At 36.6% G+C, this 22090-nt stretch carries 18 protein-coding genes and 1 tRNA gene; 13 read left to right on the top strand and 6 right to left on the bottom strand.

The window, feature by feature from the left end; genetic code table 11:
* The first annotated feature begins 23 nt into the window (after nt 1-23).
* The gene (gene tyrS / locus FW778_RS10485) at nt 24-1310 is read left to right on the top strand and encodes a tyrosine--tRNA ligase (protein ID WP_150414657.1); all 1287 of its coding nucleotides are present in this window, start codon (nt 24-26) and stop codon (nt 1308-1310) included.
* A gap of 9 nt (nt 1311-1319) precedes the next feature.
* Here tyrS and FW778_RS10480 read toward each other — a convergent pair whose 3' ends face one another.
* Nucleotides 1320-2231 (bottom strand): cyanophycinase, encoded by a 912-nt coding sequence (locus FW778_RS10480; RefSeq protein WP_150414656.1) that lies wholly within the window; start codon nt 2229-2231, stop codon nt 1320-1322.
* Between the two features lie 234 nt (nt 2232-2465).
* Here FW778_RS10480 and cphA point away from each other — a divergent pair, with 234 nt between their 5' ends.
* The 8 genes from cphA to FW778_RS10440 all read left to right on the top strand — a co-directional run bounded on the left by cphA (nt 2466) and on the right by FW778_RS10440 (nt 10713).
* A complete protein-coding gene (gene cphA / locus FW778_RS10475) occupies nt 2466-5099 on the top strand; it encodes a cyanophycin synthetase (RefSeq protein WP_150414655.1) in 2634 nt (877 codons plus the stop codon).
* 57 nt (nt 5100-5156) lie between these two features.
* Nucleotides 5157-5227, top strand: a tRNA-Gln gene (locus tag FW778_RS10470).
* Between the two features lie 89 nt (nt 5228-5316).
* Nucleotides 5317-5997, top strand: coding sequence for a TylF/MycF/NovP-related O-methyltransferase (locus FW778_RS10465; RefSeq protein ID WP_150414654.1), 681 nt, complete (start codon nt 5317-5319; stop codon nt 5995-5997).
* Nucleotides 5998-6066: 69 nt separating this feature from the next.
* Nucleotides 6067-6330: a hypothetical protein gene (locus tag FW778_RS10460; protein WP_150414653.1), complete on the top strand. Its 264-nt coding sequence runs from the start codon at nt 6067-6069 to the stop codon at nt 6328-6330.
* Nucleotides 6331-6462: 132 nt separating this feature from the next.
* Nucleotides 6463-7785, top strand: coding sequence for a signal recognition particle protein (gene ffh / locus FW778_RS10455; RefSeq protein ID WP_150414652.1), 1323 nt, complete (start codon nt 6463-6465; stop codon nt 7783-7785).
* A 164-nt stretch (nt 7786-7949) separates the two neighbouring features.
* Nucleotides 7950-8423 (top strand): 30S ribosomal protein S16, encoded by a 474-nt coding sequence (gene rpsP, locus FW778_RS23645; RefSeq protein ID WP_150414651.1) that lies wholly within the window; start codon nt 7950-7952, stop codon nt 8421-8423.
* Between the two features lie 225 nt (nt 8424-8648).
* The gene (locus tag FW778_RS10445) at nt 8649-9332 is read left to right on the top strand and encodes a lipid-binding SYLF domain-containing protein (protein WP_150414650.1); all 684 of its coding nucleotides are present in this window, start codon (nt 8649-8651) and stop codon (nt 9330-9332) included.
* A 196-nt stretch (nt 9333-9528) separates the two neighbouring features.
* Complete coding sequence (locus FW778_RS10440; protein ID WP_150414649.1) at nt 9529-10713, top strand: acyltransferase family protein; 1185 nt, start codon at nt 9529-9531, stop codon at nt 10711-10713.
* A 17-nt stretch (nt 10714-10730) separates the two neighbouring features.
* Here FW778_RS10440 and FW778_RS10435 read toward each other — a convergent pair whose 3' ends face one another.
* Nucleotides 10731-11219 carry a DUF6252 family protein gene (locus FW778_RS10435; protein ID WP_150414648.1) on the bottom strand — a complete coding sequence of 163 codons (489 nt, stop codon included), beginning with the start codon at nt 11217-11219 and terminating at the stop codon, nt 10731-10733.
* 32 nt (nt 11220-11251) lie between these two features.
* Nucleotides 11252-13447: a S9 family peptidase gene (locus FW778_RS10430; protein WP_202552180.1), complete on the bottom strand. Its 2196-nt coding sequence runs from the start codon at nt 13445-13447 to the stop codon at nt 11252-11254.
* A gap of 81 nt (nt 13448-13528) precedes the next feature.
* On the opposite strand from FW778_RS10430, the gene FW778_RS10425 reads away from it, so the two are divergent.
* Both FW778_RS10425 and trmD read left to right on the top strand, forming a co-directional pair.
* On the top strand, nt 13529-13912 hold the full coding sequence (locus FW778_RS10425) for an RNA-binding S4 domain-containing protein (RefSeq protein ID WP_150414647.1): 384 nt from the start codon (nt 13529-13531) through the stop codon (nt 13910-13912).
* Between the two features lie 44 nt (nt 13913-13956).
* A complete protein-coding gene (gene trmD / locus FW778_RS10420) occupies nt 13957-14631 on the top strand; it encodes a tRNA (guanosine(37)-N1)-methyltransferase TrmD (RefSeq protein ID WP_150414646.1) in 675 nt (224 codons plus the stop codon).
* Between the two features lie 23 nt (nt 14632-14654).
* Here trmD and FW778_RS10415 read toward each other — a convergent pair whose 3' ends face one another.
* Together FW778_RS10415 and FW778_RS10410 are read right to left on the bottom strand one after the other, a co-directional pair.
* Nucleotides 14655-17777, bottom strand: a complete 3123-nt coding sequence (locus tag FW778_RS10415; protein ID WP_150414645.1) for a WD40/YVTN/BNR-like repeat-containing protein — start codon at nt 17775-17777, stop codon at nt 14655-14657.
* Nucleotides 17778-17931: 154 nt separating this feature from the next.
* Complete coding sequence (locus tag FW778_RS10410) at nt 17932-18663, bottom strand: outer membrane lipoprotein-sorting protein (protein WP_150414644.1); 732 nt, start codon at nt 18661-18663, stop codon at nt 17932-17934.
* A 125-nt stretch (nt 18664-18788) separates the two neighbouring features.
* On the opposite strand from FW778_RS10410, the gene ade reads away from it, so the two are divergent.
* Nucleotides 18789-20423: an adenine deaminase gene (gene ade / locus FW778_RS10405; RefSeq protein ID WP_150414643.1), complete on the top strand. Its 1635-nt coding sequence runs from the start codon at nt 18789-18791 to the stop codon at nt 20421-20423.
* A 58-nt stretch (nt 20424-20481) separates the two neighbouring features.
* Nucleotides 20482-21363, top strand: a complete 882-nt coding sequence (sucD, locus tag FW778_RS10400; protein ID WP_150414642.1) for a succinate--CoA ligase subunit alpha — start codon at nt 20482-20484, stop codon at nt 21361-21363.
* 3 nt (nt 21364-21366) lie between these two features.
* On the opposite strand, the gene FW778_RS10395 is transcribed toward sucD, so the two are convergent.
* Nucleotides 21367-22023 (bottom strand): heme exporter protein CcmB, encoded by a 657-nt coding sequence (locus FW778_RS10395; protein WP_150414641.1) that lies wholly within the window; start codon nt 22021-22023, stop codon nt 21367-21369.
* Between the last annotated feature and the right edge of the window lie 67 nt (nt 22024-22090).

Raw genomic sequence — 22090 nt, 5'->3', positions numbered from 1 at the left:
AAAACATCATTTTGGGAAATAGTATGAACAATTTAATTGAAGAATTAAGATGGCGCGGATTAATACAAGACATAATACCAGGCACTGAAGAACAACTTTGTAAAGAACCTACCGCAGGATATGTTGGCTTCGATCCCACGGCCGATAGCCTGCATATTGGGAGCCTCATTCCCATAATTGTATTAATGCACCTACAAAAATTTGGTCATAAACCAATTGCTTTGGTTGGGGGTGCCACAGGCATGGTGGGAGATCCTTCAGGAAAAAGTGAGGAGCGCAATTTATTAAGTACAGAGGTGTTGAATTATAATGTTGCAGCAGTAAAAAAACAATTAGAAAAATTTCTGGATTTTAATCCGGGGAAAGAAAACGCCGCTGAGATGGTTAATAATTATGATTGGTTTAAAGACATTACATTTCTTGATTTTATACGGGATGTAGGTAAACATATCTCCATAAATTATATGATGGCTAAAGATAGTGTTCGTAAACGCCTTGAGGGAGAAAATGGAATGAGCTTTACAGAATTTACTTATCAATTGGTTCAGGGATATGATTTTTACTGGTTGAATAAAAACAAAAACTGCAAATTTCAATTTGGCGGAAGTGACCAATGGGGAAATATTGTTACCGGAACTGAATTAATAAGGCGTAAAAGCGGGGGCGAAGCATTTGCGTTTACATGCCCGCTGTTAACTAAAGCAGATGGAGGAAAATTTGGTAAAAGCGAAAAAGGAAATGTGTGGCTAAGCCCGGATAAAACTTCACCTTATAGCTTTTACCAGTTTTGGCTAAACACCGCTGATTTAGACGCCGAAAGGTTTATTAAAATTTTTACTTTTTTATCGAAAGAAGAAATTGACGAACTTGTTCGGCAACACACGGGAAATGAGAACCAGCGTATTCTTCAGAAGAAATTGGCTGAAGAAGTCACCTGCCTCGTACATTCAAAAAAAGATTACGAATTTGCGGTGAAAGCGTCTGCAATTTTATTTAGTAACGATACCGCACAAACGCTGAAAGAATTAAATGAAGAGCAGTTATTGCAGGTGATGGAAGGAGTTCCTTCAATTGAAATAGATAGAAAAGTATTTAATAATAACATTGACCTTATTTCATTATTAGCGGATACTAAAATATTTTCAAGTAAGGGAGAGGCGCGTAAAATGCTTGCCGGTGGCGGCGTTTTTTTAAATAAAGAAAAGGTAACGGATGCTGAAACGAAAGTAAATGCAAACTTTTTATTGAATGAAAAATACCTCTTGGTACAAAAAGGAAAGAAGAATTATTATTTATTGAAGTCGAGTTAAGAGAAAAATCTAAATGGCTTTTTTAAGCTTCCCCCTTGATGATGTTTCTCCTTTAAGGTATTCTTTTATGTCAGGGATGAACTTTCGTTCTTTGAGTAAGTAGCCATTTCCTTTTTCACAAAAATGTACTTTAATATTTTCTATACTTATCGGGTTTCCGTCAGGAATATCGGCAATATTGCTGTGCATTATATCGTGCCCGTCAATAATCATTACCAGCCCGCTTCCAATGGCCTCCATTATATTACCTTCTTTTATGAGCATTCCGGTATCTTCACCAAGCCCAATCCCGACGGCAGAAGGATTGCTGGCAATTGCCTGCGCCAGTCGTCCAAATCTTCCCCTCTTTTCAAAATGGCTATCAAAAATTACATCATCCATAAAACCAAGGCCCGTGGTTATTTTTACTTCACCTTTTAAATGAGCGGTGGCTGCATTTCCTTCATAAATCATCGTGTTGCTCATTGCCATAGCTCCCGCGGAAGTTCCGGCAACAACAAAATCTTTTTCATCGTGATAACGACTTAGAGCAATTTCTAAAAATTCAGTGCCTCCAAAAGTTGCTGATAATCTTAATTGGTTACCGCCGCTAAACATTATAGCATCACATTTTTTTATGCGCTCAATATATTCTTTATCCATTGCGTCCGCCCTGTTGCGGATGGGTAATAAACCGATATTGGTACACCCTATTTTTCCAAAGGCATTCAGGTAATTTTCTCCTACTTCATTTGGTATCATAGAAGCTGTGGTTACTACTTCCATTCTTATATCGGGACCTCCGGCTTCTTCTACAATATGACGAAGAATACCGAGTTCAAAAAAATTAAGATTATTCCTGGCTATATCTCCCTTTTCCAGCTCAGAGCCTTTATCTTCGGCGCCACCTATGGCAAAAAGTTTTCCCTTTGGATTTTGCATGCATTCAATTTTGATATAAACAGCGGCGCCTCATTGATCAATACAATTATTGGTTAGTATTCAATGCGCCTTTACTGTCAAAATAAATACTAATTACAAAAGTAACGGAATTGAAATGAAGAGATTGTACAATCCATTGTATTTTTTGATAATGAATAATTGCTAACTTACAAATCACTTATCTCTTTTTAGGAGAGAACTTAAACATTTATCTCAAAATTTATTAGTCACTTTATGAAGATTATAGAAATAAAAATTTTGCGGGGTCCGAATTACTGGAGTATAAGACGGCCTAAGCTTATACAAATGAAAATAGACCTTGAAGAAATGGAAAATTTTCCCACAAATAAATTAAAAGGATTTAAAGAAAAACTCGTAGGATTATTACCTACGCTTTATGAGCATCGCTGCAGCGAAGGCGTTCCGGGAGGCTTTCTATCCCGCGTAGAAGAAGGAACCTGGCTCGGCCATGTTATTGAACATGTTGCTCTTGAACTTCAAACTCTCGCTGGTATGGACATGGGTTTTGGCAGAACACGAACTACGGGAAAGCCTGGAGAATATTTTGTGGTGTTTGATTATATGGAAGAAGAAGCTGGCGTGTTTGCCGCAAAATCAGCCTATAGATTAGTACAATCTTTGATTGACAATTCTCCGTATAATCTCGAAGAGGAAGTACAGCAAATGAGGGTTATAAGAGAAGATACAAGGCTTGGCCCTTCCACAAAAAGCATTGTTGATGAAGCCGTAAAACGTGGCATACCTTACATTCGTTTAAATCAACAAAGCCTGGTACAGCTTGGTTACGGAATTCATCAAAAAAGAATACGTGCAACTATAGCAAGCACAACATCCTGCATCGCAGTAGACATTGCCGGCGATAAGGAAGAAACAAAAAATTTATTGGGAGCCGCTGAAGTTCCTGTACCCAAGGGAATAATTCTTTACGGTGATGAAAATGTACAGCGTGCCATTGAGGAAGTAGGATATCCATTTGTAATTAAGCCGGTAAATGGAAATCATGGAAAAGGCGCTACTACAAATATTACGACTTATGAACAGGCAGAAAAAGCTTTGGAAGCGGCCAGGAAATATGGACGACATGTTATTTGTGAAAAATATATTACAGGATTTGACTTCAGGGTTTTAGTGGTCAATTTTAAATTTGTTTGTGCGGCACTTCGTACACCCGCCTCCGTTACAGGGGATGGTGAACACACAATTGAATGGCTCATAAACGAAACCAATAAAGATCCAAGACGCGGATATGGCCATGAAAAAGTATTGACGCAAATTAAAATTGATGACTTTACGCAAAAAATATTGGATGAAAAAGGATACACTTTAAATACAATTCCTGCAAAAGATGAATTGGTTTTGGTAAAGCCAACGGCCAATCTTTCTACCGGGGGAACCTCAACGGATGTAACCGATGAAGTGCACCCTGTAAATATTTTTTTAGCCGAGCGTATTGCAAAAATAATCGGACTTGATATTTGTGGTATCGATATTATGGCAGCAGATTTAAAGAGGCCTTTATCAGAAACCGGCGGTGCTGTACTTGAAGTAAATGCAGCACCGGGCTTTCGTATGCATGTTGAGCCCTCTGAAGGTATAGCCAGAAATGCAGCAGAGCCCGTTGTTGAAATGCTTTATCCGAAGGGGGTCAATGGAAGAATCCCTATTATTGCAATTACTGGGACAAACGGCAAAACTACTACCAGCAGGCTGACAGCGCATATTTGTAAAGCGGCAGGTTATAAAGTGGGCTTCACCACTTCAGATGGCGTTTATATACAAAATCAATTGATGATGAAAGGGGATTGTACTGGTCCTAAAAGCTCAGAATTTGTATTAAAAGATCCCACAGTAGATTTTGCTGTTTTAGAATGCGCAAGAGGTGGAATTTTAAAAAATGGGCTGGCTTTTACAAATTGTGATATAGCGATTGTAACCAATGTTACTGCTGATCATATTGGCCTTGGAGGTATTGAAACACTTGAACAAATGGCTAAAGTAAAACAGGTTTTACCTGAAACTGTTTTCCCTCATGGCTTTGCAATTTTAAATGCAGATGACGATCTTGTTTACAATATGAAAAGGGATCTTAATTGCCAGATCGCTTTATTTAGCATGGATGAAAATAATGAGCGTATAAAACGGCATTGCAAAAAAGGAGGTATTGCGGCAGTTTATGAAAATGGTTATGTGACAATACTAAAGGGGAACTGGAAGATAAGAGTGGAAAAAGTAAATGAAATCCCAATAACGTTTGGTGGTAAGGCCATACATAATATCATGAATACTTTACCATCAATCCTTGCCTGCTATCTTTTTAGGAATATAAAAGTAGAAGATATACGCCAGGCCTTGCACACTTTTATTCCTTCCGTTTCGCAAACACCCGGAAGACTTAATCTTTTTGACTTTAAAAATTTTAAATTTCTTGCAGATTTTGCCCATAATCCTGCCGGGTTAAATTTATTGTGCGATTTTGTAAACCGGTTGGATAGTACTTATAAAGTTGGAATTATTAGCGGAACAGGAGACAGAAGAGACGAGGACATTCGTGAAATAGGGAGAATTTCTGCGAAAAATTTTGATGAAATAATTATTCGCCAGGACAAACACTTACGCGGTCGCACTGCGGAAGAAATAATTAGTCTCTTGGTGCAAGGAATAAATGAAAGTAAAAGCAGTGATTTGCCTGTAATAATTTTACAAAAAGAAAGTGAAGCAATTCAATATGCATATGATAATGCTAAACCCGGCTCTATCATAACCATCATGTGCGATGTAATCCCTGATGCTTTGGACTATATTAAGAAACTCAAAGAGGATGAGGACAAAGAAAACGAGGTTAATTAACAAACTTCAATTACGGTTTTGAAATTTTAATGCATAGCCTTACTTTTGCAATCCTTTTGTCCCATAGTATAAAGGTAGTACGACAGATTTTGATTCTGTTTGTCGAGGTTCGAATCCTCGTGGGACAACGTAATTCCCCCTTAATTCCACTGCTAAACTTTTGAGTTTGGCTTTTTTGTTTATCTCAATCTATATTTATTTATAAATAGCAATAAGTATGTTCAGGCGTCTTTCTAAAGGGATCAATTTTTTATTTGGTAAAAAACTGCAAAGAGAAAAAATTTTTATAACTAATTCTTTAGAATTCCTGGAAAGAAAGAGAAATATCGATAAAAATTATTTTGACTACATAAGAATTGCCACCTTAGAATTAATAAGTTTCGAAATCAATAAAAAAAATTTAAGGGGTAATGTAGCGGAATTGGGTGTATATAAGGGGAAATTTGCCAGGTACATAAATTTATATTTTAAAGAAAGAAATCTTTACCTTTTTGATACCTTTGAAGGCTTTGATAAAAGAGATGTTAACAAAGAAATAAATGAGGGGTTTTCATCAGGCTCACAAGACTTCACTAATACTTCTGTGGCTTCGGTTTTGAGAATAATGCCCTTCCCGGAAAAATGTATCCCGGTTCAGGGATTTTTTCCTGAGTCTGCTAAAAATATCAATGAACGATTTGTATTTATAAGCATTGATGCAGATTTATATGAACCCGTTTATGAGGGACTTAAATTTTTCTATAAAAATTTAGTAAATGGTGGCTACATTTTTGTTCATGATTTTAATAATGACCATTATAAAGGCGCCCGTAAAGCAGTAGAACGGTTCTGTGGGGAAGAAAATATATGCTTTACGCCAATTCCCGATGCCGCCGGAACCGTTGTTATTACAAAATAAAGGCAATAGGTTGGGGCTGTCAGCGGGGATAATTTATAATTTGTTCAAACTTCTAATTAAATTTTATTTATGAAACTATCAATGAGGCAGCCAACAAAGAGAATGATTGCAAAACTTAGAGAATGTCATGAAAAGGAACTGGCGAGCGGTGAAAAAGTACCTTGTCTTCCAGATGAAATGAAGTCTTCCCTCGCGGGGTTATATAAGCGGGGTTTAATTGAAACAAGGATGGAAATTATAAATAATAAAAAGCAACTATGTTTATATGTATCGGAAGCTGGAAAGAATCTTATAAAACAGTTAGAAAATTCAACGCCGGCACCTAATAAGTAAGATTGAGCTTTAATGGTACCATTATAATCGGGGCGTTTGCCAATCGTTACATCACTCATTTTTCATAAATTTGCAGCTCAAATAAACAATAGTTTGTATTTATCATTTCTTTAGAAAATTTAATAAATAAATATGTTTGAGTCGTTAAGTGATAAGCTGGACAGTGCATTCAAAAATCTTAAAGGACAAGGAAGAATTACTGAACTCAATGTTGCCTCAACCGTTAAAGAAATTCGCCGGGCACTGGTAGATGCTGATGTGAACTACAAAATTGCAAAAGATTTTACAGACAGCATCAAGGAAAAAGCTACGGGTGAAAAAGTAATTAATTCGATTAGCCCCGGGCAATTAATGGTAAAAATTGTTAAGGATGAGCTCACGGAATTAATGGGTGGAAGTGAAGCCGAACTTGACTTAAGTGGCAACCCGGCCATAATATTAATTGCTGGCCTGCAAGGTAGTGGTAAAACCACTTTCAGCGGGAAGCTGGCTAATTATATTAAAACTAAAAAAGGTAAATCGCCATTGCTGGTTGCGGCAGATATTTACAGGCCCGCTGCAATTGAACAATTGAAAATATTGGGCGAGCAAATAAATGTGGAAGTCTATAGCGAACCTGAAAATAAAGATGCGGTTGCCATTGTACAAAATGCAATAAAAGAGGCAAAATCGAAAAATAAAAATGTAGTAATAATTGATACCGCCGGTCGATTAGCTATAGACGAAGTTATGATGACCGAAGTAGCGAACATTAAAAATGCGGTTTCACCCAAAGAAATCCTTTTTGTGGTTGATAGTATGACGGGCCAGGATGCAGTTAATACCGCTGCGGCATTTAATCAGAGACTTGATTATAGCGGAGTTGTTCTAACTAAATTAGATGGTGATACAAGAGGAGGTGCGGCAATCTCAATTAAATCGACGGTAAATAAACCTATAAAATTTGTGAGCAGCGGAGAGAAGATGGATACGCTTGATGTATTCTATCCCGAACGTATGGCACAGAGAATTTTAGGAATGGGCGATATTGTAAGCCTTGTTGAAAAAGCGCAGGAACAGTTTGACGAAGTTCAGGCGGCAAAGCTTGAGAAAAGGATAAGAAAGAACCAGTTTGATTTTGAGGATTTTAAAACCCAGCTACAACAAATAAAAAAAATGGGAAATTTAAAAGATCTTATGGGAATGATACCCGGCGTTGGCAAGCAGATAAAGGATATTGATATAAATGACGATTCTTTTAAAGGCATTGAAGCAATGATTAACTCAATGACGGTAGAAGAACGTCGTAATCCTGATATTATAAATCCAAGCCGTAAACAACGCATCGCAGCAGGTAGCGGAAAAGATCTTGCGGAGCTTAACCAGTTTATAAAGCAATTCGACCAGATGAAGAATATGATGAAGATGATGAATAAAATGCCCATGGGTAAACTTGCAGGCATGGGAAAGAAATAAATGAAGAGTATATTAAATCATACTCATCGTGCGTTTAATTATAAAATACACATCAATTATATTAAATTTTGAATATTGATTTGTAATTTTCAATTGCGACTCTTATCTTCGCAATCCTTTAGAAACTAAATTTATTAACAACCCAAAAAAAATTTCTATTTTTTATGGCTGTAAAAATGAGATTGCAACGACATGGATCTAAGAAAAGACCATTTTACTTTATAGTAGTTGCAGATGCCCGTAGCCCGCGTGATGGAAAATTCATCCAAAAATTAGGATCTTACAATCCGCTTACTGTTCCGGCCAGTATTCAAATCGATCGTCAGAAAGCATTGGAATGGCTGCACAAGGGTGCGCAACCTACTGATACTGTTCGTCGTATTTTAAGCTTTAAAGGTGTGTTATACCTAAAGCATTTGCTTCGCGGAGTTACTCTCGGTTTATTTGATGAAGCAACCGCAATGGAAAAGTTCACCAAGTGGAGCACCGAACATGATTCAGAGTTTGCTAAACGCCAGGAATCTCATAAAAAAAGTAAAACAACCAGTCGTCAACCTTATGTAAAAAGGGCTGAAAGACCTTCTGCGGCAGTTAAAACTGAATCTTCTACAAAGGAATCTTCGGGAAAGGCAGAATAATAATTTAAGCTATTTATAAATTTTAGCTGTATCAAAAACATTGATACAGCTTTTTTTATGCAAAAAATTGGCGACTGCTTACAGAGCCGAGCAAAAAATACCAGATGAATAATACCAACAAATAAAGTCTAAAAATCATTTTATATATTAATTGATAAACAAGAAATGTTAGTGGCATTAATGTTGTATTGTCAGGCATATTATTAATTTATTAAAATTCTTATCATGAAAGCGAATAGATTTTTAAAACTTTTTACACTAGCTTCTCTTTTTTCTTTGTTTTTTGTACAAGCTAAGAGCCAGGAAAAGCAGGAAGATAAAATTACTGCTTCTACGCAGGTGTTAAAGGATTTCGGAAATATGAAGGAAAGTATTCCGGAAGAGCTGCTGAAGGTTACAGAAGGAATTATAATTGTGCCACGGCTGATTAATGGCGGATTTGTACTCGCAGCAAAAAGAGGCAAAGGAATCGCAATGGTGAAACTTGCTGATGGATCATGGAGCAATCCTGTGTTTGTAACAATAACAGGAGGAAGCGTTGGTTTGCAGGCGGGGGTTCAGTCTATAGATTTAGTATTAATTTTTAAGAGCAAGGAAACACTTGAAAAAATCGGGAAAGGAAGTTTTACTTTAGGTGGCGACATCTCAGCAACTGCAGGTCCTGTTGGTCGCAATTCAACGGCAAGTACAGATTACAAAATGGAAGCAGAAGTATACTCGTATTCAAGAAGCAAAGGTTTGTTTGCAGGTATTAGCTTGAGCGGTTCTGCAATAAGTGTTGATAGTAAGGCTAATGAGGCTTTCTATGGGAAAGCAGTGGATGCGAAAGATTTATTTTCAAATGCCACCGAAAATACATCCGCATCTGTAACAGGTATGAAAAACGAACTTAATAGTTTATACAAATAAAAATTTCAGATTATTGTTTTCCAAAGAGGCGCAAAATGTTGCAGCTCTTTTGTGACGAAAAATGAAACGTGTTTTAATTATTTTTTTACCAGTCGTATCTGGTTTGTATCGTATTCCAATTTAGTATGAAATAAAAGAGAACAGCAGGCGTTATAAAATAATTATTATAACCCCTGATCTCTTATAACAATACTATTTGCACACAAGCAATACCTTATTCGCGGCCCCGAAGAATAATATATTCAAAGGCACTTCAAAGCCCATTTATTTGCCCGGCTTAAATGGATTACGGGCTATTGCATCAATAGCAGTGGTTATATCTCATACAACACTAGCTTTAAGTCAATTTGGGCTCAATAGCAAAATATTTGGAACCGATATGGATGGAAATCCCAAAGGCTTGGACCTTGCGGGAGATGGGGTTAGCATTTTTTTTACACTGAGCGGATTCCTGATTACTTTTTTACTTTTAAAAGAAAAAGAATTAGGGCACTTGAAAATTAAAGATTTTTATATCAGGAGATTGTTAAGAATATGGCCGTTGTATTATCTATATCTTTTTGCTTCGATAGTAACTGCTATAATTTTCGGAATTGCTTTTAATAAATTTTCGGTTCCATTTTACATTTTTCTTGCTGCAAATGTTCCTTTCATTTTGGGAAAAGCGCTTCCTTTTCTTGCGCACTATTGGTCGTTGGGCGTGGAAGAACAATTTTATTTATTTTTCCCACAGTTAGCAAAACAGCCCAATAAAAGATTATTAAAAATTGCGATTATATTAATGTTCATATTACTCTCTTTAAAATTCCTCTTTTGGATATTAGCAAGAAAATTTGCAATTGAACTTCCTTTTTTAGCAATAAGTGTTACTCGTTTCAATATAATGCTAACTGGAGTTATAGGAGCAATTTTGTATTATAATAAAACCGATATTTTTATCAAGCTGGCGACGCATAAAATCACACAATTTTTTTCATGGCTTTGTATTTTTTTAATTGCTATCAATAAATTTCACATTGCTTCTGTTATTGATCAGGACTTAATTGCAATGATTTCTGTCTTTCTTATAGTTGGGCAGATTACAAAAAGAAATCATATTATCAATCTTGAAAATAAACCCTGTGATTTTATTGGAAAGATTTCATACGGCATTTATGTTATTCATCCATTGCTCATCTTTTTTTACCTAAAACTATTAGGTAGATTTAATTCCGATTCTGTATTTAATTATTTAATAATTTACTTTCTTATTATTTCTACAGCTATAATAGTTGCATATATTTCTTACGAATTTTACGAAAAGAAATTTTTAAAAATGAAGGCAAAATTCACCACAATAAAAAGCTCAAATACAAAAGCTCTACTTCAATATAATTCATAATAAAAGCGAGGATAAGTCTAATAGCTTATGTTATGAAAAACTCCTTCGGTTATAGTTCTTTGGGTTCTGTTATCCTGGTGGAATGCTTTAAAATAAAAGGTTCCGCTAATTAATTTTTTTACGCGATCTAGTGAAGTAATTGCCAGAGTTCCTCCCGAATCACCGGGATTAATTCCTTCATTTGAATAAAAGGCTATGCTGGTAGCATCTGTGTATCCTCCAAAATTAAAGACGCTTTTCATCGCCAGAGTATATACATGAACTCCGGAATCTTTAACTGCTAGTACAATCATTTGCCTGTCATTCGATTCTGCCGCGATAGAAATTACACTATCCTCTCTTATCGCAGCACCGGTTATCACTGCTATAAATGGAACACCGTTAATCTTTGCTTTAAATTCTGTCGGGCTGGCTGGCGAGGAATCATTTGGCTCTTCAAATTTTTTTTGGCACGAATTAAAAATGCCTAAGCTTAGCAATAATGTTATAATAACAAAGATTCGCATCTTAAGTATTTTAAAACCAAATGTAGCAAGATTTATCTTGCGCCCGGTGGGCAGTTTTTTCGCAGATAACGAGTATATAAATCTGATAAATGTTTACGGGTACCTTCACCTTCTGATATGCTGTGCGTTCTGTTGGGATAAGGCATAAACTGGAAAGTTTTATCATATTTTATTAGCTCATTCAACATGGCCTCGGCATTATCATATTGTACATTATCATCGCCCGTTCCATGAATGAATAATAAATTTCCTCTAAGGTTTTTTGCGTAGTATATCGGTGATCCTTTTATATAATCATCCATATTTTCCTGTGGTAATCCCATATATCTTTCTTCATAAATGTTATCGTAAAATAAAAGGTTATCAACCGCAGAAATAGAAATGCCCGTCTTATAGATGTCCGGATATTGAAACATCAGGTTAAGGGTAGAAGACCCCCCGCCACTCCATCCCCACACGGCCACTCGGCTTGTATCTAAATACGATTTTTCTGTAAATAGTTTTTTTGCAGCCATTGCCTGGTCGTGAATATTAAGTCTTCCTATTTGCCCGTAAATTGATTTTCGCCATGCTGCACCACGCAGGGAAGGCGTTCCACGGTTGTCAACCGAAATAAGTATGTATCCGTCCTTACTCATATCGCCATTATATAAAAAGTTATACTGGGCACCATATGTATTTTCAACCGTGGAGCCTGCGGGCTCACCGTATACGTAAAACACTACAGGATATTTTTTCGTAGAATCGAAGTTATCCGGCTTTACCATCCAGCCATCTAACGTAATATTATCATCGGTGGTAACTTTAAAATATTCAACGTTAGAATTTTCGTTCACTTTCATATTTTTTGCAATACTCTTTTCTTCATCCAGGGGCTTATGGTCTGGTAAAGAAATCCATTCACGTACAGGAAAAGTTTTGTAATTAGAAAAAGAATGCAGGGCATATTTTGCATCGGGAGAAATATTATAATCGTGTGTGCCAATCATATTTGCGGGAGATAATAACTCCAGTTTTCCTTTTCCATCCATCTTCACCCTGTATAAATAAAGTTGTGTAGCATTATTGGGTGAAGCCATAAAATAAACGAAATTATTTTTATCGTCTATGCATTTAATGTTATCAATGTCATAATCGCCTTTTGTAATCAGTGTTTCTTTTTTACCATCACGACTTACAAGAAAGATATGTCTCCATCCGTCTTTTTCACTCACCCATAAAAAGTTTTTTCCGTTATTCAACCATTCCCAACCTGTTGGGTCATCGTCGTTCCATCTCGATTTTATATCAATCCATGCTTTATCATTTTCTGTATAAAAATTGGTTGCTTCGCCTGTGTTAACATCACAATAAAAAAGTTTGCTTTCGTTTTGTTTCCTGTTTAATTGCTGAACAACCAATTGATTGGAGTTATCGGCCCATTCCATTCTTGGCAAATAATGCTCCTGCGGGTCCCCGGGAATATTCATCCATTTTATATAGTTATCACTTATTGTAATTACACCGATGCGCACCGGCGACGGCGGCTGACCAACTTTTGGATATTCAACGGGGATGATTCTTGAATACACTGAATCAGTAGTATTGAGCATATAATAATCCCGGATTTTTGTTGCGTCAACCTGCCAGAACGCAATCATTTTACTATCGGGACTCCATCTAAAACCATCCCTGCAGCCTAATTCTTCTTCATAAACCCAATCAAAAGTACCGTTGATTAATTTTCGTGTACCGTCCATCGTTAGTTGAGTTATTTTATGAGAGGAGAGATCTTCAACATATAAATTGTGTTCGCTTACATAAGCTGCATTTTTTCCATCCGGAGAAATTTTTGCAAACATTAAAGATTGAGACGGTAATCCTTTGCCTAATTGTGTAAGTTGGTTAGATGTGACATTTAAAATCCAGTAATCTCCGCGGGTGTGATACCGCCATACTTTAGCTGTATTTGTAAAAATCAACAGTGTTTTATAATCGGGTGAAAAACTGTAGATGTTAAATGACAAAGGCGTTTCCGTGCCCTGAGGAACTAATTGTTCCTTCTTTACAACAATCGTTTCGGTGTTTGTTTTTACATCGGTTTTTACAATGTTTCCCTCTTTTAACTTTAAGTAAGCGGTTCCATCATTTGTCCAGTTAATTTCTTTAGCACGAAACTGGCTAAAAGAGGAAATTGAATATATTAGAAAAATAATGAGTAGGGAGATTTTATGCTTGTTATTTGCCATTGATTTTTGTTTATCGGTAAAAATACAGAAACACTTATTATTTCATAATACCATTTATATAATTGAGTTATAAATTTGTACATGGCGGAAAAAGAAAAATTACGAATTGATAAATATTTGTGGGCTATACGCATTTTTAAAACAAGAAGCCTTGCGGCCGATGCGTGTAATAATGGAAAAGTGAAATGTAAGGGAGTGAATGTGAAAGCATCTAAGACAGTTAATACCGGAGAACAATATGAAGTGAAAACCGAGGCAAAAAAATGGTTAATTGAAGTGATTGAACTGTTACATAACAGGGTTCAGTTTTCTGAGGCAATAAAGTATTATATCGACCTAACACCGGAAGAGCCGAAGGAAAAAATTCAAACCACCGCCTTTGTTTTTAATACAGGAAAAAGGAAAAGTAAAAAAGGAAGACCAACTAAAAAAGAAAAAAGAAATTTGGATGAGTTTTTTGAATAGGATTTATATAAAAGACCTCACATCATTTACTATATGTTTGCATCATGAAGATTGATATCATCTCCGTTGTACCGCAGTTAATGGAAAGTTTTTTTGCTCATTCAATTTTAAAAAGGGCAAAAGAAAAAGGGTTACTCGAAGTGAATATTTTTAATCTTAGAGATTATACAAATTATAAACATGGCCAGGTCGATGATTACCAGTTTGGCGGCGGTGCAGGTTTGGTAATGATGATTGAACCGTTAGTTAATGCAATTGAATCTTTGCAAAAAGATACAAAGTATGACGAAGTAATTTTTCTAACACCTGATGGTGAGAAATTTAATCAGAAAACTGCCAATACTTTATCATTAAAAAATAGTTTGTTATTGATATGTGGCCATTACAAAGGTATTGACCAACGAGTGCGTGATCATTTTATTACAAAGGAAATTTCTATTGGTGATTATGTACTAAGTGGCGGAGAATTAGGCGCAGCAGTACTTGTAGATGCAATAGGTCGATTATTGCCCGGTGTTTTAAACGATGAAACTTCAGCATTGATGGATTCGTTCCAGGATAATTTATTAGCACCCCCCGTTTATACGAGGCCTGAGGAATTCAGGGGTTGGAAAGTTCCCGAAATTTTAATGAGCGGCAATCATTCAAAAATTGAAGAATGGCGGCATGAACAATCTATCGAAAGAACAAAAGAAAAAAGACCTGATCTTTTAGATTGACATGTAATATTTTACCTTTTTAATTATTCTTTCTTTACACCAATTACGGGCAATTGCTTTTCTCTTATCAATGCATTGAATTTTGGAACATCAACATTCATAATTGTTTTTAATTTATTAAGCTCTGCATCGGCTTTAGCGCTTAAAAAACTATAAGCTTCTTTTACTTGTTGGGTTGGCGGATAATTGCCGGAAGCAGCATAACCGTATAGGCCTCCAATCTGGTCATTTAAGCGGATAGGATAATTTAAAACATCCTCTTCACTTTTTGCTTTGGTTTGATATAAGGCCTCTTCAATTGCAGTCATTTTTTTATTAATGGAATCAGCCATAGTTTTTATTTCTCCTAACGTATCTTTTCCCTGAAGCGCCATGAAATCATTTATTTGCTTCCTTATTGCACGAATGTTTTTGATGGCTTTTTGAATTTCAGAAAATTTATCTCGCACAGTAATTAAAAAATTAAACTGCTCTTCATATTCCTGTTGTGTTTCTTTGAAGTTTGGATTGGCCTTAATAGTGGCTTCTGCTTCCAAACTATCCTTTTTATCGTAATTAATTACGCGGATAAAATATTTCCCCGGTATAGCTTTTGGCCCACCTACATTTCCATTCCATAAAATCATTCCATCTACTTTTTCTGCAGGAGCGTATTGCATATTCCATACAAACTGGTTCATGCCTTTCGACACTTCAATTTTCGCGGTATCACCTGAAGGCTTTGTGCTAAAGGCGCTGATCACTTTTTTGTTTTTATCTAAAACAAGTATTTTTACGAGGCTACTATCTTTTACATCTTTCAAATAATAATTTACAACAACTCCGTTGGGAGGGTTAACACCAGCATTTTTTACATTGAGGTCTTGTGACCCGTTGATGCGGTAAGCAGTATCCACAGGGAAAATGTATAAATCGTTTTGTGTAACATTTTTATCGATGTTTTGTACCACCCCTAAATCATCTAAGATGTAAAATGATCTTCCCTGTGTAGCCACAATCAGGTCATTGTTTTTCAACGTAAGATCTGTAATGGGTACCATTGGTAAATTAAGCTGAAAAGGCTTCCAGTTTTCACCATAATCATAACTTATGTACATGCCATATTCGGTTCCGCAATACAATAAGCCGGGACGTTTTTTATCTGCCCGAAGACATCTTGCAAAATGCGTGGAGGCGATACCGTTAGTTATTTTCTTCCATGTTTTGCCATAATCATTCGTTACAAAAATATACGGGGTATAATCATCCATTTTATATTTTGTTCCAACAAAATATGCAGTTCCCTTTTTGAATGGATCAGCTTCTACGCAATTCCACATCATCCATTTTCCTGCTTCAGACGGTGTTACATTATCCCAACGAGCTCCGCCATCTTTACTAACGTTGATAAGGCCATCATCACTGCCGGTCCATAATAAATCTTTTTCAAGTGGCGACTCCATTGCTGTGAAAATTGTGCAATAAACTTCCGCTCCTGTATTGTCCTGGGTTATAGGCCCTCCGCTTGATTTTTGTTTTAATTTATCATTTGTAGTGAGATCACCGCTTAGTGCTGTCCATGTGGCACCTTCATTTTCTGTTGCAAATAATACATTACCTGCTGCGTATAATTTTTTTGGATTGTTGGGTGAAAAGAAAATCGGGAAGTTCCATTGGAAACGATATTTGGAAACATCCGCTCCACTCCCCAAATCGTAAACCGGCCAAACACTTACTGATCGGTTTTCTCCTATTTTATGATCGAACCGTGAAATGTAGCCGCCATAATTGCCGCCATATACAATATCCGGATTTAATGGGTCGGCAACAACATACCCGCTTTCAAATCCGGCTGTTGAAGTCCAGTCGCTTTGATCGATTTGGTTACTTTGCGATCTTGATAAAATACGTACTGTGCTGTTATCCTGTTGTGCAGCAAGCAACCGATAAGGAAAATTATTATCTGTTGAAACCCTGTAGAATTGGGCCGTTGGTTGATTGTAATAGGTGCTCCAGTTATTACCGCCGTCAAAACTTATTTGAGCACCGCCGTCATCAGCGACAATCATTCTATTGCCGTTCTTAGGATCGATCCAAAGATCATGATGATCGCTATGAGGTGTATTTATCTTTTTAAAAGTTTTACCGCCATCACTGCTGCGATACATGTTAACATTAAGCCCATAAATTATATCTTCATTTTTTGGATCACAATATATTTTACTAAAGTACCATGCACGTTGGCGTATGTTAGGATCGGTGCTTTCCAAATTCCATGTTTCACCTCCATCATCGCTTCTAAGCAAACCTCCCTTTGAAGATTCAACCAATGCAAATACTCTTTCCGGGTTGGCTGGAGATACAGCAATGCCAATGTTTCCCAGTAAAGTATTACCAGGAAAACCTTTTTTATCATTTAATTTTTTCCATGTTTCACCATCGTCTGTACTTTTCCATAAGGCGCTTCCCTTACCACCACTTTCAAGACTATAAGGAGTGCGTTTAACCGTCCACGTTGCTGCATACAACACCGAAGGATTTCCAGGTTCCATCACTAATTCAGCACCGCCACTTGTGTCATCACTGTATAAAACTCTTTTCCATGTTTTTCCTCCATCTATAGTTTTATAGATGCCTCTTTCATTTGATGGGCCAAACAAATGACCAAGAGCAGCAACCCAAGCTATATCAGGATTAGTTGGATGAATTACTATTCGCATGATATGCCTTGAATTATCAAGGCCAATATGTTTCCAGTTTCTGCCACCATCATCACTGCGCCACATGCCATGTCCTTCACTAACGTTGTTGCGTAGGGTCGATTCTCCTTCGCCCACATAAATAATTGAAGAGTTGGAAGGAGCAACGGCTACACAGCCTATAGAACCTCCAAAAAATTTATCTGAAATGTTTTTCCAGTTACTGCCACCGTCCTGTGTTTTCCAAACGCCCCCACCGGTTGCACCGAAATAAAACGTGTTCTTATCGTTATAATCTCCACAAACTGTTCCGCTACGGCCGCCACGAAAAGGCCCAACCAGCCTGTATTTCGTTTTGCTTAATAATAGACTGTCATCATTTAAAGCTAGTGTAGATTTTTGCTTTTTTTGTGCAAAAGAAATTGAAATTAATAAGGTGCTAATTGAAAAGAGCAGAATCTTTTTCATGAAGGGAAAAATTATTTTTAATCAGGATTGAAAGGCTAAATGTAAGAAGTGTTTATGAATTACAGGTAATCCATTATTAAAACGGTTGTTGATTAATTCTTTTGCAATAATTATTAATTATATACCGGCAGCAACCGGTATATAAAAGAACCTATTAATTTGAAGGTTTATAAAGGCTTTCATCAACGGGTTTATTGATTTCAATCTTATCAAATATCATTGCTCCTGATCCCATCCCAGTTCCTTCTGTGGTTAGCGTTTGTGGAAACATAACACCATCAACATCTTTGTAATCGCTAAAGTCGGTGATAACTTCAGTCGGGCCGCTATTTCTTCTGCCGCCACCTTCTGTCATTTGTTTTGTTTGAATCAATAAATGAGTTGTAGTATCTATATAAAAAGTCTCTTCTTTCCCAAGACTGTTGGTAAGTAGTATTTTCCATGCTTCTTTACCGTTAGCGGTATCTTTTCCCTGCAATGATGCCTTGTAACCTTTGAAAGCATAATTTACTAACGGGCCTGCGATGTCCATTTGATCCTGCATTGTTTTTAATCTTTCCTGGGGCATTTCTTCTGCTTTGTCAGAGCGCATTGGAATGTAACTCCATCCCTTCTCGGGCGTAATAATAGTGTATCCTGTATTACTGCCAAAAGCGAAGTCAACCCTGCTGAGCTTTCCATCTACTTTGGTAACTTTTACATCTACCTCGTTGCCCATCATTTGCCTTGTACCTTCCATGTATAATGATTTTATGGAAGTTAATTTATCTTTCCCTCCGCGGGCTGTAATATATTGATCGATAATGTCATCTACTGATTGACCATTGGCAAACTGAACAAGTACCAAAGCCAGTATAAACACTATGAAAATTATTATATTTTTCATTTTATAATTTTTTATGAAGGTAAGAGTTTAATTAAACCATTAATTTTTTTCATTTTCACATTTAATAATAAATTTATTGAAATACTTAGAGCGTTTATCGATTATTTGCAGCTAAAAATGAAATAATGAATTTTGTTGAAAAAGGAAATATTGTTGATATTAAAAACAGGAGAATTTTCTATGGAGAAATAGAAGTTTCCGGGGAGAAAATTATTTCTGTAAAAGAAATCGCAAATCAAAACGACAATGCCCCATTTATATTACCTGGTTTTATCGATGCTCATGTTCATATAGAAAGTTCCATGCTGGTGCCCTCAGAATTTGCAAAGCTTGCGGTAGTTCATGGCACAGTTGCCACCATAAGTGACCCTCATGAAATAGCAAATGTGTGCGGAATGAAAGGCGTAGAATATATGATTGAAAATGGGAAAACGGTTCCATTCAAATTTTATTTTGGTGCGCCAAGTTGCGTACCGGCGACGGATTTCGAAACTGCAGGCGCTTCGCTTAATGCAAATGATGTGGATGCGCTTTTAGCAAGAGATGAAATAAATTATTTAAGTGAGATGATGAACTTTCCGGGCGTGTTACATCACGATGAAGAGGTCGAGGCTAAAATTAATTCAGCTAAAATTTATGATAAACCGGTTGATGGACATGCACCGGGTTTAAGAGGTAAAGATGCAAAAAAATATATTGATGCAGGCATAAGTACCGATCATGAATGTTTTACAAAAGAAGAAGCGCTAGAGAAGTTACAATACGGAATGAAGATCCTGATTCGTGAAGGAAGCGCTGCAAAAAATTTTGAAGCACTCATTGATTTGCTGAATGACTATGAAGATGAGATGATGTTTTGCAGTGATGATAAACATCCTGATAGTTTGGTGAGCGGCCACATCAACGAACTTTGTAAAAGAGCCGTTGCTAAAGGCATTGATGTATTTAAAGTATTGAAAGCTGCTTGCATAAATCCGATGAAGCATTATAAAATGAAAGTTGGATTGTTGAAAACAGGTGAAGCTGCTGATTTTATTGTTGCAAACGATTTGGTAAACTTCAATGTCATTAAAACGTTTATTGGTGGCACGTTAGTAGCAGAAAACGGAGTTTCAAAAATCAATAGCCCAAAAGCTGAGTTGATCAATAATTTTAATTGTAATAAAAAACAAGTTTCAGATTTTATTTATAAAAAAGATAGTGGTGAAAAAATTATAGTGATTGAAGCATTGGATGGCCAACTGATAACAAACAAACTCAGCATCAATCCAAAAATTGAAAATGATTGTTTTGTAAGCGATGTTGAAAATGATATTTTAAAAATTGCGGTGATTAACCGTTATAAGGGTGCGCCTACGGCAACAGGCTTTGTAAAAAATTTTGGATTAAGAAAAGGCGCTATCGCATCATCAGTTGCACACGATAGTCACAACATTATTGCGGTAGGCGTAGATGATGAAAGCCTTTGCAGTGCAGTGAATTTAATAATTGAAAGCAGGGGAGGCGTTAGTTGTGTTGATGCTGCAAACCCTTCAATCTACAAAGTTTTGCCATTGCCTGTAGCCGGGCTTATGAGCAATGAAGATGGATATGAAATTGCTGACGCATACACGAAAATTGATCAGGCTGCTAAATCGCTTGGCTCAAAATTATCTGCTCCGTTTATGACCTTATCTTTTATGGCATTATTGGTTATTCCTCATGTAAAGTTGAGCGATTTGGGATTGTTTGACGGAGAAGGATTTAAATTTATAATTTAAATAGTTGAGAATGCGTAAACGCATACTTTCATATATTTGCCCAACATAAAAATTATTCATGTCAGTATTAGTAAATAAAAATTCGAAAATTTTAGTGCAGGGGTTTACCGGAACAGAAGGAACGTTCCATGCCACCCAAATGATAGAATACGGAACCAATGTAGTTGGCGGCGTTACGCCGAATAAAGGAGGAACATTACATCTTGACAGGCCTGTTTTTAATACAGTTGAAGAAGCGGTGAAAGAAACCGGCGCTGATGTGAGCATTATTTTTGTGCCGCCAGCATTTGCTGCGGATGCTATTATGGAAGCGGCTGATGCTGGTATTGGTTTAATTGTTTGCATTACCGAAGGAATCCCGGTTCAGGATATGGTAAAAGTTAAAAATTATTTACTGGACACTAAATCAAGATTGATTGGGCCAAATTGCCCCGGAGTTATAACTGCGGATGAATGTAAAGTTGGTATAATGCCAGGCTTTATTTTTAAGAAAGGTAAAATAGGAATTGTATCAAAATCGGGAACGCTTACTTATGAAGCGGCAGACCAGGTTGCTAAAGCGGGGCTGGGAATATCAACTGCCATTGGCATTGGAGGAGATCCTATTATCGGAACCACAACCAAAGAAGCTGTTGAGCTTTTTATGAATGATAAAGAAACAGACGGTATCGTTATGATTGGCGAAATTGGTGGAAGCATGGAAGCCGATGCTGCAAGATGGATTAAAGAAAATTCAACTAAACCTGTTGTAGGCTTTATAGCCGGGCAAACTGCGCCGGCAGGCAGGCGGATGGGCCATGCCGGAGCTATTGTTGGTGGTGCAGAAGATACAGCCGCTGCTAAAATGAAAATATTGGCTGAATGCGGAGTTCATGTAGTGGCAAGCCCTGCAGATATTGGTAAAACAATGGCCGAGGTGATGAAAAAATCTAATAGCTAATTCTTAATCCTTCCATAAAAAAGGGAATAATACAATAGCTAATACAATAACTAAAATATCAAGCCCAATTAATAAAGCTGAGATTTGTAATAGCGCTCCTTCGCGAAACACTTCTCCGAATGCAGACTTGGAAAGCCTTATCAATAACAACAATTGAGGTATAATTAATGGAAAGCCAAGGATAGCCATTATTGCTGCATTTTGTTGCGCCTTAGCTGCGATTGCGGCCATCAAAGTAAATACGAGACTTAAGCTTATACCACCAAGACAAGCAATGCCAATGAATTTTAAGTAGTGTTCTATTGGATTTCCCAGTAAAATTCTAAATAATATAAGGCTTAATAAAACCATTAACAGCATAACAACGGTGCTGTAAATAAGCTTCGCAATAATAAAACTTACAGGGCTTGTTATAGAAAAAAAATAAAGCATCCTTCCCCTGCTTTCTTGTAAAAAACTTTTTGCAACTGCGTTTACGCATACAAATAATTGTATCATCCAAAAAATGCCGTTATACACCGTGCTTTCCGGTTGCCCCATCGCAAGATATAATACGAAAATGGTGGAGGCTACATAAAGTAATATTCCAAAAAAAGTATGCTGCTGCCTTAATTCAAGCAAAAAATCTTTTTTTAATAAAATAAAAACAGGATTGCCCATTACTATAAGTCTAAATTTTAGCTATCGCACTAATTGCAAAACACGAATTACACGAATGAATCACTTT

It is taken from the genome of Ginsengibacter hankyongi (assembly GCF_008710285.1).
Lineage (GTDB): Bacteria > Bacteroidota > Bacteroidia > Chitinophagales > Chitinophagaceae > Ginsengibacter > Ginsengibacter hankyongi.
The sequence above is the reverse complement of the archived record's forward strand: the minus strand, read 5'-3'. Positions and strand labels throughout refer to the sequence as shown.

What these genes read in the sequence shown, in the direction of transcription:
- tyrS (WP_150414657.1), top strand. Translation starts at nt 24, where the DNA reads ATGAACAATTTAATTGAAGAATTAAGATGGCGCGGATTAATACAAGAC.
- FW778_RS10480 (WP_150414656.1), bottom strand. Translation starts at nt 2,231, where the DNA reads ATGCAAAATCCAAAGGGAAAACTTTTTGCCATAGGTGGCGCCGAAGAT.
- cphA (WP_150414655.1), top strand. Translation starts at nt 2,466, where the DNA reads ATGAAGATTATAGAAATAAAAATTTTGCGGGGTCCGAATTACTGGAGT.
- FW778_RS10465 (WP_150414654.1), top strand. Translation starts at nt 5,317, where the DNA reads ATGTTCAGGCGTCTTTCTAAAGGGATCAATTTTTTATTTGGTAAAAAA.
- FW778_RS10460 (WP_150414653.1), top strand. Translation starts at nt 6,067, where the DNA reads ATGAAACTATCAATGAGGCAGCCAACAAAGAGAATGATTGCAAAACTT.
- ffh (WP_150414652.1), top strand. Translation starts at nt 6,463, where the DNA reads ATGTTTGAGTCGTTAAGTGATAAGCTGGACAGTGCATTCAAAAATCTT.
- rpsP (WP_150414651.1), top strand. Translation starts at nt 7,950, where the DNA reads ATGGCTGTAAAAATGAGATTGCAACGACATGGATCTAAGAAAAGACCA.
- FW778_RS10445 (WP_150414650.1), top strand. Translation starts at nt 8,649, where the DNA reads ATGAAAGCGAATAGATTTTTAAAACTTTTTACACTAGCTTCTCTTTTT.
- FW778_RS10435 (WP_150414648.1), bottom strand. Translation starts at nt 11,219, where the DNA reads ATGCGAATCTTTGTTATTATAACATTATTGCTAAGCTTAGGCATTTTT.
- FW778_RS10430 (WP_202552180.1), bottom strand. Translation starts at nt 13,447, where the DNA reads ATGGCAAATAACAAGCATAAAATCTCCCTACTCATTATTTTTCTAATA.
- FW778_RS10425 (WP_150414647.1), top strand. Translation starts at nt 13,529, where the DNA reads ATGGCGGAAAAAGAAAAATTACGAATTGATAAATATTTGTGGGCTATA.
- trmD (WP_150414646.1), top strand. Translation starts at nt 13,957, where the DNA reads ATGAAGATTGATATCATCTCCGTTGTACCGCAGTTAATGGAAAGTTTT.
- FW778_RS10415 (WP_150414645.1), bottom strand. Translation starts at nt 17,777, where the DNA reads ATGAAAAAGATTCTGCTCTTTTCAATTAGCACCTTATTAATTTCAATT.
- FW778_RS10410 (WP_150414644.1), bottom strand. Translation starts at nt 18,663, where the DNA reads ATGAAAAATATAATAATTTTCATAGTGTTTATACTGGCTTTGGTACTT.
- ade (WP_150414643.1), top strand. Translation starts at nt 18,789, where the DNA reads ATGAATTTTGTTGAAAAAGGAAATATTGTTGATATTAAAAACAGGAGA.
- sucD (WP_150414642.1), top strand. Translation starts at nt 20,482, where the DNA reads ATGTCAGTATTAGTAAATAAAAATTCGAAAATTTTAGTGCAGGGGTTT.
- FW778_RS10395 (WP_150414641.1), bottom strand. Translation starts at nt 22,023, where the DNA reads ATGGGCAATCCTGTTTTTATTTTATTAAAAAAAGATTTTTTGCTTGAA.